Source organism: Siphonobacter sp. (assembly GCF_048595215.1).
In the GTDB taxonomy this organism is placed as follows: Bacteria; Bacteroidota; Bacteroidia; order Cytophagales; family Spirosomataceae; genus Siphonobacter.
The window spans coordinates 37611-55483 of sequence record NZ_JBMDWJ010000150.1 but is presented as its reverse complement, the minus strand read 5'-3'; the positions used below and the strand labels follow the sequence as shown (position 1 = coordinate 55483).

14 protein-coding genes are annotated in these 17873 nt (G+C 49.8%); 11 read left to right on the top strand and 3 right to left on the bottom strand.

Annotated elements, in window-relative coordinates:
* Window positions 1-23 precede the first annotated feature (23 nt).
* Window positions 24-221 (bottom strand): DUF2188 domain-containing protein, encoded by a 198-nt coding sequence (locus ACOJTG_RS08845; RefSeq protein ID WP_420153481.1) that lies wholly within the window; start codon window positions 219-221, stop codon window positions 24-26.
* Between the two features lie 145 nt (window positions 222-366).
* On the opposite strand from ACOJTG_RS08845, the gene ACOJTG_RS08840 reads away from it, so the two are divergent.
* The 11 genes from ACOJTG_RS08840 (at window position 367) to ACOJTG_RS08790 (ending at window position 15185) form a co-directional block, all read left to right on the top strand.
* The gene (locus tag ACOJTG_RS08840; RefSeq protein WP_420153480.1) at window positions 367-972 is read left to right on the top strand and encodes an RNA polymerase sigma factor; all 606 of its coding nucleotides are present in this window, start codon (window positions 367-369) and stop codon (window positions 970-972) included.
* A 131-nt stretch (window positions 973-1103) separates the two neighbouring features.
* The gene (locus ACOJTG_RS08835; protein WP_420153479.1) at window positions 1104-2183 is read left to right on the top strand and encodes a FecR family protein; all 1080 of its coding nucleotides are present in this window, start codon (window positions 1104-1106) and stop codon (window positions 2181-2183) included.
* 196 nt (window positions 2184-2379) lie between these two features.
* Window positions 2380-5718: a SusC/RagA family TonB-linked outer membrane protein gene (locus ACOJTG_RS08830; RefSeq protein ID WP_420153478.1), complete on the top strand. Its 3339-nt coding sequence runs from the start codon at window positions 2380-2382 to the stop codon at window positions 5716-5718.
* Between the two features lie 15 nt (window positions 5719-5733).
* Entirely contained in the window at window positions 5734-7365 is a 1632-nt protein-coding gene (locus tag ACOJTG_RS08825; protein ID WP_420153477.1) for a RagB/SusD family nutrient uptake outer membrane protein, read from the top strand.
* A 96-nt stretch (window positions 7366-7461) separates the two neighbouring features.
* On the top strand, window positions 7462-9306 hold the full coding sequence (locus ACOJTG_RS08820; protein WP_420153476.1) for a family 16 glycoside hydrolase: 1845 nt from the start codon (window positions 7462-7464) through the stop codon (window positions 9304-9306).
* 48 nt (window positions 9307-9354) lie between these two features.
* Entirely contained in the window at window positions 9355-11280 is a 1926-nt protein-coding gene (locus ACOJTG_RS08815; protein WP_420153495.1) for a c-type cytochrome, read from the top strand.
* A 108-nt stretch (window positions 11281-11388) separates the two neighbouring features.
* Window positions 11389-11904 carry an MOSC domain-containing protein gene (locus tag ACOJTG_RS08810; protein ID WP_420153475.1) on the top strand — a complete coding sequence of 172 codons (516 nt, stop codon included), beginning with the start codon at window positions 11389-11391 and terminating at the stop codon, window positions 11902-11904.
* A gap of 191 nt (window positions 11905-12095) precedes the next feature.
* Window positions 12096-13184 (top strand): sensor histidine kinase, encoded by a 1089-nt coding sequence (locus ACOJTG_RS08805; RefSeq protein ID WP_420153474.1) that lies wholly within the window; start codon window positions 12096-12098, stop codon window positions 13182-13184.
* Window positions 13185-13249: 65 nt separating this feature from the next.
* Window positions 13250-13555, top strand: a complete 306-nt coding sequence (locus ACOJTG_RS08800) for a (2Fe-2S) ferredoxin domain-containing protein (protein ID WP_094815052.1) — start codon at window positions 13250-13252, stop codon at window positions 13553-13555.
* A gap of 262 nt (window positions 13556-13817) precedes the next feature.
* The gene (locus ACOJTG_RS08795; RefSeq protein WP_104714843.1) at window positions 13818-14525 is read left to right on the top strand and encodes an OmpA family protein; all 708 of its coding nucleotides are present in this window, start codon (window positions 13818-13820) and stop codon (window positions 14523-14525) included.
* A 42-nt stretch (window positions 14526-14567) separates the two neighbouring features.
* Entirely contained in the window at window positions 14568-15185 is a 618-nt protein-coding gene (locus ACOJTG_RS08790; protein WP_420153473.1) for a porin family protein, read from the top strand.
* Window positions 15186-15263: 78 nt separating this feature from the next.
* Here the strand turns inward: ACOJTG_RS08790 and ACOJTG_RS08785 are convergent, their stop codons facing one another.
* Together ACOJTG_RS08785 and ACOJTG_RS08780 are read right to left on the bottom strand one after the other, a co-directional pair.
* Window positions 15264-16814: a GH3 auxin-responsive promoter family protein gene (locus ACOJTG_RS08785; protein ID WP_420153472.1), complete on the bottom strand. Its 1551-nt coding sequence runs from the start codon at window positions 16812-16814 to the stop codon at window positions 15264-15266.
* Between the two features lie 86 nt (window positions 16815-16900).
* Window positions 16901-17752: a glycerophosphodiester phosphodiesterase family protein gene (locus ACOJTG_RS08780; RefSeq protein ID WP_420153471.1), complete on the bottom strand. Its 852-nt coding sequence runs from the start codon at window positions 17750-17752 to the stop codon at window positions 16901-16903.
* Between the last annotated feature and the right edge of the window lie 121 nt (window positions 17753-17873).

Sequence of the window (17873 nt, the reverse complement as noted above, 5' to 3'; positions counted from 1 at the left end):
TGGGTCGGGTGGAAATGTATCACTTAGGTAGTACGGGTTTTACGAACTTTCAAGCCGCGATTCTCAGCCCATTCTTTCGCTTTTTCCGTGGCAATCGCGATGGCAGAGTCTTCAGACCGACCATCCGCTAACAGGGCGTTTGCAATAGCAATTGCTTTTTTTCGAACCGGAGCCATGAAGTTTTTCAGAGAGTCCGGATAATTCGTTTTCGTCCAGGGCATCGCTCTAACAGGTTGGTTAGGCAGACGTGCAGAAAAAGGTATACCATTTTTACTCGCTAACGTATAGGTAAAGACTCCTTCCCCGTCAATAGATTTTTGTTCGCATTATTTAGGCTGTATATTCGAAGGTTAGAACGAGTAGCCCTTGACGAAAAGCCTGACCCATACGGACGATACGGAACTTTGGATCGCCTTTAAAAAAGGTGATGTGCAGGCTTTTGAGCAAATTTACCGCAACCACTTCTCGATGCTGCTTTCCTACGGTAAACGCATCTGTAATGATCCGGAGCTGGTGGAAGATGCCATTCAGGATGTATACGTGGAATTGTGGAAGCGACGGGAAAATTTGAAGAGTCTCCATACCATCAAATTCTACTTATTCCGAGTCCTACGAAATCGCCTGTATAACCTCCGACAGGCAGATCTGCCCCTGGTAGCTGAAGATGACGAGGATAATCCCGAAGATAAATTTCAGGGGCTTCACAGTCCGGCCATTGAAGCCAGCCTGATTGAAGAAGAAGTTACTTTCCAGCAAAATGCCCGATTAAAAAAAGCCTTGGAAGAACTGCCCAGCCGGCAGCGGGAAGCGATTATGCTCGCTTTCTATGATGAGTTCAGTACGGAGGAAATTGCGGGAATTATGGGCATCAACCAGCAATCCGTAAATAATCACCTGAACCGGGCGTATGGCTTGCTGCGTAAACTGCTGACGGATACGCTTTTAGTAGTGATACTCTTCTGTTTACGCTGAGGGAGCATTGCATTTCTGCGAGCTGAAGCTATCACCCCAAAGCTGCGAAGTACAATTAATAAAAAAAATAATTTAAAAACTGAGTTGAGAGGTGTCTTTCCGCACTATCTCTCCTAGAAACGTTTGTCTGCATGGATCAAAAGCCTGACTTACTACGAGAATTTATTGGCAATCCTTCGTTTCGGAAGTGGGTAAATGCCCCCGATGAGTCCACCGTGGCTTATTGGGAAAGCTATCAGCGGCAATACCCTGAACACGAAGCGGAGATCCGTCAGGCGGCTGCCGTAGTGCGTAGGCTTAAAAAAGCGAGTACAGAACTCGCTCAGGTGGAAGCGGACCCTGAGAAAGAAGAAGAAATTTGGCAATCCGTTCGCCAGCAATTGTTCCCGGCACCCGTACGGCGTTCCTTCGCCTGGGGCTGGGTAGCCGCCGCCGCCGTAGTACTGGCGGTGGGTTTAGGCTGGTGGATGTTGCAACCTTCGGATGCCCCGCAGCTGGCTCAGGTGACGACTACGCCGCAATTCGACTCGGTTACGATTAGTAATACGCATACCAAACCCCGTCTGGTTTCCCTGCCCGATGGCAGTTCCGTTATTCTCCAAAAGGGAAGTAACCTTCGCTACGAAAATCCATTCCAGGCCCAGAACCGTATGGTTTCTCTGTCAGGAGAAGCGTACTTCGAAGTAGTACGCGACACCACCCGGCCCTTCTTAGTATACGCCAATGGGTTAGTCGCCCGGGTATTAGGAACTAGTTTCAACATTAAGGCTTACAATCGAGATAATAATGTTACGCTAACCGTTCGTACGGGAAAAGTTTCCGTGTCTTCCCAACCGGTATCCGAGGCTACGCCGAAGCAAGGGCAGGACCTGGTGCTGCAACCCAACGAACAGGTCGTTTTTGCCCGGAAAGAATCCCGCTTATTCCGGAGTCCAGTCAATACGCTGGCGGAGGCTAAAACCTTAGTACTCCGTCCCGTAAACCTGGTGTATAATGCGGTGCCCGTCAGTGAAGTGATTGCGGAAATCGAACGTACCTACGGTATCAAGGTCATTTTTCAGAACCCGCTGCTGAGCAATTGCCGCATTACAACCGATCTGAAAGAAGGGACCCTTTCGCAGAAACTAGATATTATCTGTAAGACGATAGAAGCCAACTGGGCGGCTCAGGACAACTATGTTGCCGTGAGTGGCCGGGGCTGCCGACCTTAAACATTTGAACTAAACCCTATACCATAACCCCTAACTGCCTTTTATGTCGTAACCCCTTTCTAAAGTAAAAAAGCCAGTGATGTTCCTACCATCACTGACTTTCAAACAATTCCCTCTGACTAGCTTGTGCTCATCCGCCTCTAACGGATGCAGGGATTTATTTGCGTTTTTCTGTTAAAAAAACCATTTCAAATGTATGAAAGAACCGTTATTCTCCAAAGAAATTGGGTGGAAGATCATGCGATTAACCGTACTCCAGCTTCTGATTGTTGCCTTCTTTACGAATGTCTCCGTCGCCCTTGATGGCCGGGCTCAGGAGTTCATGAATAAAAAGATCAGCATCGAGCTTCAAAATAAGAGTGTGAGTGAAGTACTATCCCAGCTGGAAAAAGCCGCGGGTGTTAAATTTTCCTATAGCCCTGATCTGATTCAATCGCAACGTTCGGTAACGCTGAACGCATCGAATGAAAGTCTGAGCGTGGTGCTGCAACGCTTGCTCCAACCCCTTCAAATTAAGTTTGAACTGGTCGGCAATCGGTTGATTCTGACGCGTGCCAACCGCCTGGAACCTACGTTCATTGAGCGGTACATCACGCTGATGATGCCCAGCAAAATTCAGGGCAATAAACCCCTGCTGACGGTTACGGGTCAAGTAAAAGACGAAACCGGATCAGTTGTACCCAGCGTAACCATTCTGCTAAAAGGTACGCCGAACGTAGGTACGGTCACGAATGCCGAAGGTCGTTATTCCTTAAACGTACCCGATGGCAATGCTGTACTGGTGTTCTCTTCCATTGGCTACGAAAGCCAGGAAGTACCCGTAAACAACCAGACGACAATTGATGTAACGATGAAATCGGACATCAAGTCACTCAACGAAGTCGTAGTCGTCGGTTACGGTACGCAGCGTCGGCAGGAAGTAACTTCGGCGGTATCGACGATCAAAACTGAAGACTTCAACCAGGGTGGCACGCGGAATGCACTGGATTTGATTCAGGGTAAAGTAGCGGGTCTGCAGATTACGCGTACCCAGGGTAACAACCCGAACTCTAGCCCGGCTATTCAGTTGCGGGGTATTGTCTCCATCAATGGAGATCGTTCACCCCTGGTCGTTATCGATGGTATTCCCGGTGGTAATCTGGATCTGCTGCAACAAGATGATATTGAATCGTTTGACGTATTGAAAGACGGTTCAGCGGCGGCAATCTACGGTACACGGGGAAATGCCGGGGTAATTCTGGTGACGACGAAAAAAGGAAAAGGAGGCCCTCCAACGCTGACGTATTCTACCTATGCTCAGCACGAAGTCGTTGCTAAACGCCCTCAGTTTTTAACCGCTGCGGATTGGCGGGCAGCGATGCAGGATCCAACGAACCCTAAGGCGAGTCAGATGCGTGATTTGGGGGCGAATACGGATTTCTACGATCTGATGCTTGATAAAGGTAATTTAAGCCACTACCACAACATGGCTCTTTCAGGCGGTAGCGGTGCGAATAGTAATTACCGCGTTTCGATGTACTACAACGAAGCCAACCCCATTACGATTCAAAACTGGCGGAAGCAATTTGGTGGTCGTTTAAGCGTCTTTCAGAAATCATTAAATAACCTGCTTTCTACGTCGGCTAATCTGGCGACCAACTTCAATAAAGCGAACTTGCTAGGTGGTAATACGGGTGATTTTGAAGAGGCCCTGGGCCGTAACCCGACGCAACCGCTGTTTGACCCTAAGACGGGCCGCTACTACGAGGAAGGGTCGACCGTAAACCCCATTGGTCGCTTGAACCAAGAGAGGTTGACTCGGGATCAGCAAACGACTTCTGCCGATATCCGCTTTACGTTAGAACCCTTTAAAGGCTTTAAAGCGAGTGCCTTTGGAGCTGTTCAGCGGGATGTTTGGAATGATGATGAATACCGGAACCGGGATTCGCGTCGCTCGGTGCTGGATCAGTTAAACGGTACGCCTATCGCTGGAACAGGGTATGCACGTAAGTACAATGAGATCAGAAACTTGTCTACGTTCGAGTCTACATTGGAATACGAAACCAAGTTTCATCAGGATCACGGATTCAAAGCACTGGCTGGTTATAGTTATCAGTATAACGTGCGTTCCTGGTTTCAAGGAGCAAACAGTGGATTCTTAAACGATCAGTTCCAGGAAAATAACCTCGGTGCAGGTAACTTCATCGCCTTGGGTAAATCTTCCTTGGGCAGCTTTAAAGAAGACAATACGCTCGTTGCGTTTTTCGGCCGGTTGAACTACGATTACAAAGGCAAGTACATCGCTCAGTTCATTCTGCGTCGGGAAGGCTCTTCTCGCTTCGGTAAGAATAACAAGTTCGGTAACTTCCCCGCAGCTTCCGTAGGTTGGAATTTAGCTCAGGAAAATTTCATCAAGTCACTCAATGTCTTTGATGATTTGAAGTTCCGCGTAGGGTATGGGATCACGGGTAACCAGGGAATCCCAAACTACCGTTCACTGGTACGTTTAAGTACGGGTAACTTCTACTTGAACGACGATAACGTATGGCGTCAAACCTACGGACCGACTAATAACCCCAACCCGAATCTTCGTTGGGAGCGGAAGGCGGAATTAAACTTTGGTTTGGACTTTGCCCTCTTCAAAGGTCGTTTGAGTGGTACGTTTGACGTATACCGTCGCCGGACAAAAGATCTGTTAGGTGACTTCAATACCCAATTGCCTCCTTACATCCAGGCTACGCTGTTTACGAACGTAGGTACGATTGATAACAATGGGGTAGAGTTAAGCCTGAGCGGCTCGGTCATCAAGAAGAAGGATTTCTCTTGGAGTATGGACGTTGTGGGTAGCACGCAGAAAAACCGCCTGGTTTCGCTGTCGAGTGATGTCTTCAAGGCTACATTCCTGAACTTCGGTGGTATCGGTGGTACCGGTGCTTTAGGAGATGCGATCCGTACCATCGAAGGTGGTTCACTGGGTAGCTTCTACGGAAAACGGTTTGCCGGTTTCACACCCGAAGGCAAATGGTTGTTCTACAAAGCCTCCGGTGAAGCCGTAACGGCGGATAAAATTGTGGCTAACGAAGATTACACCTACATCGGTAATGGTATTCCGAAAGTGTATCTGTCTTGGAACAACCGTCTGCAGTACAAAAACTTTGATCTGACGGTATTCTTCCGGAGTAAATTGGGTTACGACATTCTGAACCTGCAACAGGTATTCTTCGGTAACAAAGTGTACTTGCCCACGAACGTACTGAAAGATGCCCTGGGTCGTAACAACCAGATCAACGATGCTCTCCAGTATTCGGATTATTACCTAGAACCGGGTGGATTTGTAAAGTTGGACAACGTAACGCTAGGTTATAACTGGCGATTCAACTCACCCGTAATCAAGAATCTGCGGGTGTACGCTACGGGTCGTAACCTGTTGACCATTACCAAATACCGTGGTATGGATCCGGAAATCAATGATGTCGGACTGGATCCTGGTATCGATGGTCGTGGTTTCTACCCCCGTACGCAGTCGTACACGCTTGGTCTTAATGTTCAATTCTAATATTCGAACGCATTCATGAAACGTTACTATAAAGGGCTGGTGTACGCTGGCTTACTGGCGATTCTCACGGGTACGAATGCTTGTACCGATCTTGATGAGACGCTGTATAATGAAATTGACGCTTCCAAATTCTATAACAACCGTCAGGAAATTCTTTCAGCCGTACTGCGTCCGTATACGCACGCTAACGCCTGGACTGCTCCGACCGGACAAAACGGTCACTGGCGGATTACCGAACTTTCGGCGGATCAGTTAGCCTGGCCGCAGAAGGGTCGTCACGGGTACGATGATGCCCAGTGGATTCGTCTGCATGGTCACAGCTGGTCGTACACCGAAAACACTGTATGGAACCCCTATAACCTGATGTTTACGGGGGTAGGTTTCTGTAATAACGCCCTGGGCGATTTTAGCCGGGTGGATTTTGCGAAAGTAGGTGTCAGTGAAACGGACAAAAATGCGTTCATCGCTGAACTGCGGGTGTTCCGGGCGTATCACTACATGAAGCTGATGGATATGTACGGCAATATTCCCATCGTTACGACGGTAGGAACGCCAACGAGTCCCGAGACGCGTCCTCGGGCGGAAGTATTCGCTTTCGTGGAAAAAGAACTGACCGAAAGCGTTGACTTACTGCCAAACCTTGAGCAAAAGTATATTGGCCGGATCACGAAAGCGGCGGGTTACTCCATGCTGGCTGAGTTATACCTCAATGCCGAAGTATGGTCTGGAAAAGCTCGCTGGGATGAGTGTATCGCCGCCTGTGACAAGATCATCAGCGGTCAGACGGGAGGTTTGAATGGAGCTCCCGTATTGGATGCGGATTTAGTATCTACTTACAGTAACACCAATAATAACTCGAAAGAAATTCTGTTCCAACTGGTGTACGATGCTCAGTTAACCTCCACGCGTTGTGGCTGGAATAGTGACTTCTACCACTTTAACCAGCGTTTTATCTACGATGGTGATAATAATGGTAACAACGGTGTAGTCGTGATTCCTTCGGCTTACGATGCATTCAAGGACACGGATCTTCGCAAGAAAGAGTGGTTTTTAATTGGACCCCAATTCTACGCGGCTGATCCCACCCGTCCGGTACTGGGCACGGAAGAATACAAAGATCGTCAACTGGTATTTGTGAAAGAAATCCGTCGGGCGAGTGAAAACGGTACGGCTTCTTCCATGATTACGGGTGAAGAAAACAGCGGTGCTCGTTTCAACAAGTACCGTCCGGGTCGTCAGTCCGAGACGAAGTATTGGAGTAACGACTGGGCCTTGTACCGTCTGTCGGAGATCTACTACAACAAAGCCGAAGCTCTCATGCGGAAAAGCGGTGGTACCGCTACGGCTGAAGCCGTGAAACTGGTGAACGATGTTCGCAAGCGGGCGTTCTCCGCTGCTGATTTCGAGAAAGAAGCCTATACTACGGCTACGCTGACGTTGGATGAAATGCTGGCCGAACGCGGTCGCGAGTTCATCTTCGAAGGCAAACGTCGGACGGATCTGATTCGCTTTGGCAAATTCGTGACCGCCAGCTGGTGGGATCATACGCCGAGCGGTGATCAGAACAAGAACCTGTATCCGCTGCCGCAACGTCAGTTGGCAGCTAACCCGAACCTGAAGCAAAACCCGGGTTATCCGGCTCAATAAGGGATTGATGGGAGGATTAACGGACGGAGCAACGTATGCTGCGAACGTTAATCCTCTTTTTTCTACTTGCCGCCTTTTTTTCAACATTTTACCATCATGCAATTGAAACAACCGTATAAACCTCTGCTCTGGGGGTTGATGGTCGGCTGCGTGCTTCACTCCGGTGTTTGGGCTCAGCAGACGCCCACGGGGCAGGCCTTGAAGCTGACTGATCTGAGTGCCTTCAAGAAACCGAATGGTTCGAACTGGCAGATTGTAGGGGACGCGTCAGCTCCCCTGTCGGCCACGCTCAGTACGAGCAAAGGCTCAGGAGTACTGGTCAATCTTCCCAACGAGAAAAACAAAGCCAACCTACTTTCTACGCTCGAACACGGAGACATCGATCTGGAGCTTGACTACCTGATGGCCAAAGGCTCCAACTCGGGCATTTACCTGCAGGGTCGTTACGAAATCCAGCTTATGGACAGCTGGGGCGTCAAAGGAGCTAAAATTGGTGATAACGGTTCCATCTACCAACGCTGGGACGAAAGTCGCGGAGCGGGTAAAGAAGGCTACGAAGGCCAGGCCGCCCGCCAAAATGCCAGCAAGGCTCCCGGTCTGTGGCAACACCTACGTATCTCCTTTCAGGCTCCTCGCTTCGATGCCAAAGGCGTAAAAGTGGAAAATGCTCGCATCGTTCGACTGGAACTCAATGGCGTGGCCATTCACGAAAACGTAGAGCTTTCGGGTCCCACGCGGGGTCCGCTGGCCAATAATGAAGTAGCCCGTGGCCCGATCCTGATTCAGGGCGATCACGGAGCCGTGGCTTTCCGTAATATTCAGTATACAGCGTACGATACACCTCGTCCCGCTTTAACCTCTCTGACCTATCAAGTATACACCGGTGCTTACGACAAGGAACCCGATTTGAAGACGGCTACGCCAGCTTCGAAAGGAAATGCCAAATCCCTGTCGGCTGGTGTCGTTTCCACGCCAAGTAACTTCCTGATTCAGTACAAAGGCACGCTGCAAGTGAAAGAAGCGGGTTCGTACACGATGCAGGTCGTAGGCGTCAACGGTTTTACCGCGTTGAAAGTAAATGGCAAATCGGTCGGGGAATGGTCCATGCGGAGTGCTCCCGTAACGGTAGAACTCCCCGCTGGGAATGTGCCGGTTGAACTGATGTATTCCAAAATCAACGGTCGCGGTGCACCTTCGCTCGGACTGATGATCTCAGGTACGGGTCTGCGGCCTTATTATCTGGGCGATGGAAATGCGGAAGGCATGACGGGTAACGAAAATGGACCCATCCTGATTGAAGCGAATAACCCGATTGTTCACCGCAGTTTCATGGACGTACCGAATGGCCGCGAGCGGGTACGCGTCACGCATGCCATCTCCGTCGGTAGTCCGGAAGAGGTGCATTATACCTACGATCTTGACAAGGGAGCCCTGGTGCAAGTCTGGAAAGGGGAATTTCTCGACGCTACCCCCATGTGGAATAGCCGGGGCGATGGCTCCTCACGGCCTACGGGTATGGTACAACGGTTCGGTGTGCCGGCTTTGAGCCTGAGTCGTCTGTCTTCGCCGCAGGCGGCCTGGGCTGCGGATACGGTGGGTAGTCAGTTCCGTCCGAAAGGCTATACGCTGAAGGAAAATCAGCCTACGTTCCGCTACCAGAGCTACGGTTCGCTAGTACAGGATGCCATTCAGGTATTGCCCGGTCGGGAAGGCGTAAAACGTGAAATCACGGTAGAAAAACCCGCCGCTGATCTGTACGCCCGTCTGGCTCAGGCCGAGCGTATTCAAACGCTGAATGATCAGTTGTACCTGATTGGTGACAAAGCCTACTACATCCAGTTGGAGGGTGGTGTGAAACCCCTGATTCGTCAGGTGGACGGCCAGCAGGAACTGCTCGTGCCCATGCGTAGTGGAAAACTCAGTTACTCCCTTTTATTCTAAGCAATCGTTATGGCTTTATTGCATACTTCCTGGTTTCGTCGGGCGTCGATGCTGGCTTCGCTGGCACTAACGACTACGCTTGCCGTGGCTCAGGAATCACCCAAAGAAGAAGATTTTTTCCGCATCTTTCGCGTACCTGCTCCCGAAGGCACGCTACTGGAAGTGGGCGGAATGACCGTGTTGCCCAACGGGGATTTGGGCGTATCCACCCGTCGAGGCGACATCTATATTGTTGAAAACCCCACGAGCCGTCGCCCGTTTTTCCGCAAGTTCGCGAGTGGTCTGCACGAAATACTGGGTATGGTGTACAAAAACGGCTCCTTTTACTGTGCCCAACGCGGGGAGTTAACCAAACTGACCGATACGGATAAGGATGGTAAAGCCGATGTGCTGGAAACGGTATACGCCTGGCCTTTGTCGGGTCACTATCACGAGTACAGCTTCGGCCCCAAAATTGCTCCGGATGGTAGCTTCTTTGTTTCGGGCAACGTGGCTTTTGGGAACGAAGAATGGTGGGCGGGCGAAAGTCGCGTCCCCTGGCGGGGTTGGGTGATGAACATTACCGAAGACGGGCAAATGAAACCCTGGGCTACGGGCGTACGCTCGCCCTGCGGTCTGGGTATCATCGACGGTGAATTATTCTATAGCGACAACCAGGGCGACTGGATTGGTTCGGGTGGCGTATGGCACCTGAAAAAAGGAGCCTGGGTGGGTCACCCGGCGGGTTTACGCTGGTCGGACCTGCCGAACTCACCCGTGAAGATTAAGCAGGAGGACGTGTACGCGATTGTGGATTCCCGTCGTCGTCGCGATGCCAATGGCCGGGCCATTAAACCCGAAAACGTGGTCGACGAAACGCCGATTCCTTTATACACGCTGAAAGAGAAATTCCCGGCCTTGCAATTGCCCGCCGTGTGGTTACCCCACGGGATCCAGGGAATTTCCAACTCCGAGATTCTCGAAATTCCTCAGGGTAATTTCGGTCCGTTCGCCGGACAGGTACTGGTAGGCGATCAGGGACAGTCGAAGATCATGCGGGTATTCATGGAAAAAATTAACGATGAATACCAGGGCGCTTCCTTCGATTTCCGGGCGGGCTTCCAGTCCGGTGTACTGCGGATGGCCTGGGGTAAAGACGGATCACTGTTCGTCGGTGAAACCAACCGGGGCTGGGGCTCTGCTGGTGAAGCCAGCGAAGGGCTGCAACGCCTGGTCTGGAACGAAAAAACACCGTTCGAAATGAAGGCCGTACGGGCCATGCCGGATGGGTTTGAAATCGAATTTACGCAACCCGTGGATCGGAAGTCGGCCGAAGATCTGGCGTCGTATACGGTGGATAGCTTCGTTTATAAGTACCATCCGGTTTATGGTAGCCCCCCGATTTTGCGGGAGAGCAATGCCATTAAAGGCGTCAAAGTATCGGAAGATGGACTGAAAGCCCGCCTGATTGTTGATAACCTGCGTCGCTACTACATCCACGAACTGCGTTTGGATGGTGTGCGGAGTACGGAAGGCTTCTATTCACTCGTACACCCGCAGGCGTTCTATACCCTGAACAATATTCCAACGGGTAAAAAATTGGCGATGAGCGAAGTCAGTACGCGGAGCACGGCCGTAGCCGCTGAAACGCCCGCTCCGGAAAAAGAAACCCCGGCTACGGGTACTGGGAAAACGGCTCCTGCTAAAACCGGACCAAAAACTGTAAAGGTAAACGTACCGAGCTACGATGAAGTGAAGCCCTTACTCACCAAACATACCTGTCTGGCCTGCCATCAGACCAGCAAGCGTCAGGTGGGTCCGGCATATACGGAAGTAGCCAAGCGGGGCTATACCAACGAAAAAATTGTTGAGCTGATTCACAATCCCAAGCCTGAAAACTGGCCGGATTACGCCACGGAGATGCCGCCCATGCCGCAGGTTCCGAAAGCAGATGCGCTGAAAATTGCAGCCTGGATTAATTCGTTGAAAAAGTAATCGCTTTTTGCAACGATTTTCGCTACGTCCGGTGGCTTACTGTTTCAGTAAGTCACCGGACGTACGATTTTTTATGGGTATCTTTCGCTATACAAACTAGAAATGACAATGGCAGAGGAAAGACCCATGCACGGACTGATGAATCACTTTAGCCAGCCCGGCACCCTGGAATGGATTGGCTTACGAACCGGTCCGCGTAAACCCGTAGAATCCGTATCCGAAACCTACGTACGCATCGGTACGGGACTGGATGGCGACCGTTACAAAGGTCAACCCGAAAGCAAGCGACAGGTAACGCTGATTTCCCGCGAACACCTCGACGCCGTTGCTTCTTTCGTTGGTCGCGAACAGGTAGACCCGGCTGACGTACGCAGAAACCTGGTCATTCGGGGCGTGAACCTACAGGCCTTAAAAGGTAAACAGTTTAAAATCGGCGAGGTCGTACTCGAATACACGGGCGAATGCCATCCCTGCAGTCGCATGGAAGAAGTGCTCGGTGTGGGTGGATACAATGCCATGCGGGGACACGGCGGCATTACCGCGAAAGTCTTACAGGAAGGAAACATTCAGGTCGGTGATTCGCTGGAAGTACTCGACGAAGTACAAGCGTCTGAAAAAGAGTAGCCAAACGCGAGAATTTACCGGATCGGATCCATCAAATCCGAGCCTGCTTTCTCTATATTTACGTAGCCCTAATGAAAAGGTAAGTACGCTTTTCCGCCCGGTGTGTGATTCTTTTCAAAGGTAGGGGCCTGATCGCTTGTCAGGACCTATCGGGCTATAAGCCTACCTTGCGTATCCGATCCGGCTCTGGAATGAAAACGTTTATCCACCGTTTAATTAGCTTACCCTTTATTCAGCTATCCGGAGCGAATGTCTGGATGTTACTGGGTATTGTTTCCTGGACCGTACCCCTGGGCAATTTTGTATGGCTGGGTAAACCCTACGTTCAGAACGGGAAAATTTTTCTCGTGACCACCACGGCCTCGTACCTGATTGTTTTTGGCGGATTATTGATTCAGGCGGTACTTATCCGTCGAATCATCAGCCGATATCCAGGTATCGAACAAACGCCGAAACGGATTGCTCTGGAGTTGGGGGTATTTATCTTGATGAATACCGTGGTTACCGTTCTTATCTTCTGGGGCGTGTACAAACAGGTAGGAGTCTATGAGCAAATGGCGACTTTTGCTCCCACCTTTTCTACGTATGTAACGATTGGTTGCATCAGTATTACGGCCAGTTTCTTAACGGTAGGCTTGTACGAGAGTTATTATACTTTCCAGAAATGGAAAGAAAAGACGCTCATGGCCGAGGCGTATAAACGTGAAGCCCTGGTCAACCAGCTGGAAATTCTCAAAAATCAGGTCAATCCACACTTTCTCTTTAACAGTCTGAATGTGCTTTCGATGCTGATTACGGAGGAACCCCGTCAGGCGGAGCAGTTCGTCGAACAGCTGGCCCGCGTCTATCGGTACCTCCTGCAGACCAATGATCAGGATTTGGCCCGCCTTTCCCAGGAACTGGATTTCATCGAAGCCTACTATCATTTGCTCCGGACCCGCTATCAGCAAGGGGTTGAACTCTCGATTGAGGTAGCCGCTTCGTATCGGGAGTGGTTATTGCCCCCGCTAACGCTACAGTTACTGGTTGAAAACGCGGTGAAACACAACCGAATCCAGCCCCATCAGCCCTTACGAATTACCATTGATGTTACCGAAGAAGGCTGGTTACGGGTAGGTAACAACCTGCAACGCAAAACGACGCGGGTGGTATCGCATCAGGTAGGACTGGCTAACATTGCGTCCAAGTATCGCCTGCTGGCTCAGCCCGAGCCTATTATTAGTGACACCGACGGTCATTTTGTGGTAACCATGCCTCTCCTGGCTCCGGCTCTGATCTAAAACCGAGGAAAGTAGTGTATACCGGCAGTTGAGCCTTATTTTTGCAAGCTCAAGTAACGAGCCTTATGAAATATAAAAAGCATCTTTTCATCTGTACCAATCAAAAACCTGCCCCGAAGCGTTCCTGCGGCGAAGAACACGGACTGGCTCTGGTAGAAGCCTTCAAGGGTAGAATCAAGGAACTGGGTTTGCAAGTCGATATCCGGGCTCAGAAAACGGGTTGTCTGGACGTATGTGCATTCGGACCCGCCATGGTCGTGTATCCGGAAGGCGTATTTTACGGAAATGTACAATTATCCGACGTAGAAGAAATTGTTCAGAGCCATCTCGTTGGTAATCAGGTCGTCGAACGTCTGAAGCTTAACGTATAGGATTTATTCGAGTGTTAGCTTGGTAAAAAAAGACTCTTTCTGATCTTGGGAAGAGTCTTTTTTTTTGTAGTCATTTACGATTCGAGTAAATAATTCCCCATTTTTCATCGTTATGACTACGGGGTAAGATTCCTAATGAGTGTATTGATTATCAGAGACGTATAGATTGTTTTAACGCTCTTTAACAAATCTCAAGTTCATTTTTAAACTCCGGGCGACCTTTTTTTCGTAGGTACATCCGTAAACAATCTTTAGTAAAGCCATGAAACGCGTCATTGTAAAAGGTATGTGGATGATGGTTTTGGTTTCCACGCTTAGTTCCAGTTTTTTCTCGTGTAACCGAAACGCTCAAGAACCGAAAAAGTCCAAGTTTAATAAAACCCAGAAAGGTGCGGCCATCGGCGTAGGTGCCGGAGCCGTAGTAGGGGGCGTGATTGGTAGTGCTTCGAAGAACACCGCAATCGGAGCGATCCTGGGAGCCACCGTAGGGGGTGCCGCCGGAGCCATCATTGGTCGTAAGATGGATAAACAGGCCAAGCAGATTGAGAAAGATATGGGCGAAGCAGCTAAGGTAGAACGCGTCGGGGAAGGAATTCGCGTAACGATGGATGGCCAGTTACTCTTTGCCTATAACTCGACGGAAATCAGTCCGCAAACCCGCGAAAATCTGGCCAAACTAGCCGAAACGCTGAAGAAAAATCCCGATACGAATTTGCTCATTGAAGGTCACGCTGATAATCGCGGAACGGCCGAATACAATCAGGATTTATCCGAACGCCGGGCCGCTGCCGTATCGAGCTTTTTGCGTCAGGAAGGCGTAGGGGCTAGTCGGATGACGATCAAAGGTTACGGTTTCAATCAACCCGTAGCCAGCAACGATACCGAAGACGGTCGTCGCCTGAACCGCCGAGTAGAAATCGCGATTTCTGCGAACGAACAAATGAAACAAGACGCTCAGAAGGGACAATAAGTAAATTACAGTAATACATTCATCGCTCAACCCTTATCATCCATGAAAAAATTAGCAATCATTTTTGCCTTCTGTCTGGCTACGACCAGCGTTTTTGCCCAGTCTACTACGGCTCGTACCGGTATTCGGGGGGGATTCTCGGCCAGTAACCTTCGCATTAAAGAATATACGGAACGCAATCCTTTGTACGGGTTCCACGTCAGTGCCTTTACGCAAATTCCGGTGATTACCGATTTTCTGTATATCCAGCCGGAAGTAGGCTATACTAACAAGGGAACGCGGGCGACCTTTAATGTTGCTGGTTTTGAAAATGAGAGCAAGTTCAAATTGAACTACGTTGAAGTACCCGTGCTTGCTACATTTAAGATAGGAGACTTTGTCGACATTCACGCCGGTCCGTATTTCGGTTACCTGTTGAAAGCTGCGGCAGAAAACAAGAATAATATCGCAGGTAGCTCATCGACGCTATTGGATACCGATAATTTCAAGCGGTTTGATTATGTGGTAGGAGCGGGTTTAACGCTGTACTTTGGTAAATTCCTGATTAGTACGCGGTACAACCTGGGTCTGCAAAAAGTGGCGGATTCGTTTGTAGCTCAGCAAGTGTTGGGCAATGCGAAAAATACTTCCGCTCAACTCTCGGTTGGTGTAACACTTTAATTAGCTTTCCTTTTCACCCATAAAAAGAGCGACTCCTACAAGAGTCGCTCTTTTTGATGATCAATGATCAGGTAAAAATCAGATTTCCAGATGTTCAGGACTGATGTTCAGGATCTCTTCCAAGTATTCCCTGGAATTGGATAATCGAGGCACTTTATGCTGGCCGCCTAGTTTCCCCTTTACTTTCATCCATTCGTAGAAAGTTCCGTGCGGTACCATATGTACAACGGGACGAATCAGAGCCAGATCAAAGCTGCGTTTGGCATCGTAATCAGAGTTAACCTGTCGAAGGGTTTCGTCGAGTACATCCACAAACACATCCGGATTATCGGGTGGTGTCGAAAACTCAATTACCCATTCGTGGCCGCCGCGATTGCCGTGCCGACTGCTGCCATTCCCCATGTATACCGGAGCCGCGGTATAGTCGGCGATAGTGGCTCCCGTCGCCTGGCAGGCCCGCGTTAGGGCCGTTTCGGCGTTTTCAATGATGACTTCCTCACCGAACGCGTTAATAAAGTGTTTGGTACGACCAGAAATTTTAATGCGGTAGGGATACTTGGAAGTAAAGCGTACAGTATCGCCAATCAGGTACCGCCACAAACCGGCATTGGTTGAAATGACTACGGCGTAATTGCGGTTGAGTTCAACCTCGGGTAAGGTATAGGCTTTGGGATGCGTTTTACCGAGCTCTTCCAGCGGAACAAATTCGTAAAAAATGCCATAGTCCAGCATGAGTAATAATTCATCTACCCGACTCAAATCATCCTGTAAACCAAAGAAACCTTCGGAGGCATTATACGTTTCCAAATACCGGACGGTATCGCCTTTAAAGACTTCTTTTCGGAACAGCTCCCGGTAGGGCTGAAACGCCACGGCCCCGTGAATGAAGACTTCGAAATTCGGCCAAACCTCCAGAATATTCTTTTTACCCGTCAGTTCCAGTACCTTCTGAATGAGCACCAGCGTCCAGGTAGGTACGCCCAGCGCACTGGTAACGTTGACCTGCGAAACTTCTTCGGCCATCCGTTGAATTTTGGATTCCCAACCGTCCATCAAGGCCGTTTGTAGGGAAGGCGTACGAATGAACTGAGCCCAGGAAGGCAAGTTTTTCATGACTACTGCCGAAATATCACCCGTTACCGTACGTTCGTTGAGCTGGTTTTGGGCTAAACTTCCCCCAATAGACAGACCTTTTCCTTCAAACACCCGCGTATCGGGCTTATGGTCTACCCAAAGGGCCATCATGTCCTTACCCGCCCGGAAATGCCCTTCATCGAGGGCTTCGCGGGTGACGGGGATATATTTGCTACGGGCGTTGGTCGTGCCCGAAGATTTCGAGAAAAAGCGAATGGGTGAAGGCCACAGGACGCGATCTTCCCCTTTCATCACCCGTTCAATGTACGGAAATAGATCTTCGTAGGTTGAAACAGGAACCTCTCGTTGGAAATCGGCGAGACTACGAATCTGGCGGTATCCGTACTGTTTACCCCACACCGTTGACCGTCCCGAACGAATCAATCGTTGGAGTTGGCGTTCCTGAATAGGCCAAGGATCACGGCGGAAGGCTTCAATACGGGCCATCCGACGTTGTAGAATCCAGACCAGCGTATCATTAAAAAGGGGTAGCATAGGCATGCTGAAGCTTAACGGACGAAGGGTTTTAGAACATTTCAGTGCGAATCACCATATCCACGAAAACCAGAGACTCAAATCTATCACTTTTTAAATCGATTTGGATAATCCGTAATCAATCCATCCACCCCGAGTTGTTGAAGATGCAGCATGGTTCGCCGCTCATTAACGGTCCAGGGTATGACTCGAATGCCCAAGGCATGAGCGTTTCGTACGGTTCGCTTCGAAATGAATCGATACTCCGGGCTAAAAATATCGGGCCGGAATCCTAGTTTTTCCAAGCTACGCTTTAGCCCTTTCCTTATAACAAGCAAGGAAAGCGTATTGTTGGGAAAGGTGCCCGCCTCTTGCTGGGCTTTCCAGTACTGCAATACAGCAACGTCAAAACTTTGAATACAAAAGCGTTCGGCCGGAATCGTCAGTAGCTGAGCTACCCGTCGACACATTATCTCGGCAGACGTATGAGCGTTCGTTTTAATTTCAATACTGTACTGCGGCAGAGGTAGCTGGTGCTGCCCGGCATACGCATCCACTATCTCAATCACTTCGCTTAACAGAGGCTTGTAGGCCGCTTTAGGGTTTTGCTCCGGAAAAGCAGCATTGCCGCGTAGCCCGACATCGTACCTTTTAATGCGGTCATAGGACATCTGATCCAGCCGTAAGGTTTTCGCTTCAGTCCGGCTTAGGGGCGTTCCATCGGGCTTGGTAGTAAGGCGGGGATTGAAGTACCAGTCGTGAGAAACCACTACTTGCTGATCCTGCGAAAGTACCACGTCAAGCTCCAGGGTAGATACACCCAGCTCCAAAGCTTTCAGAAAAGCCGGAATCGTATTCTCCGGTTCCAAACCCCGACAGCCCCGATGCCCCTGCACGTCAAATGATTGAGCCGTACCTACGCAGGAAAGCAGCATGAGTAGATAGAAAAGCAACCGCATGGCTGAACATTCGAGGCTGAAAAAGTAATACGAAAACTTCAAAAAAGATAATCTTATCCGAATATTCATGCGTACAGGAGAAGCATTCACCTACCTACTAGCGTAGAAATCCTAGTATAGT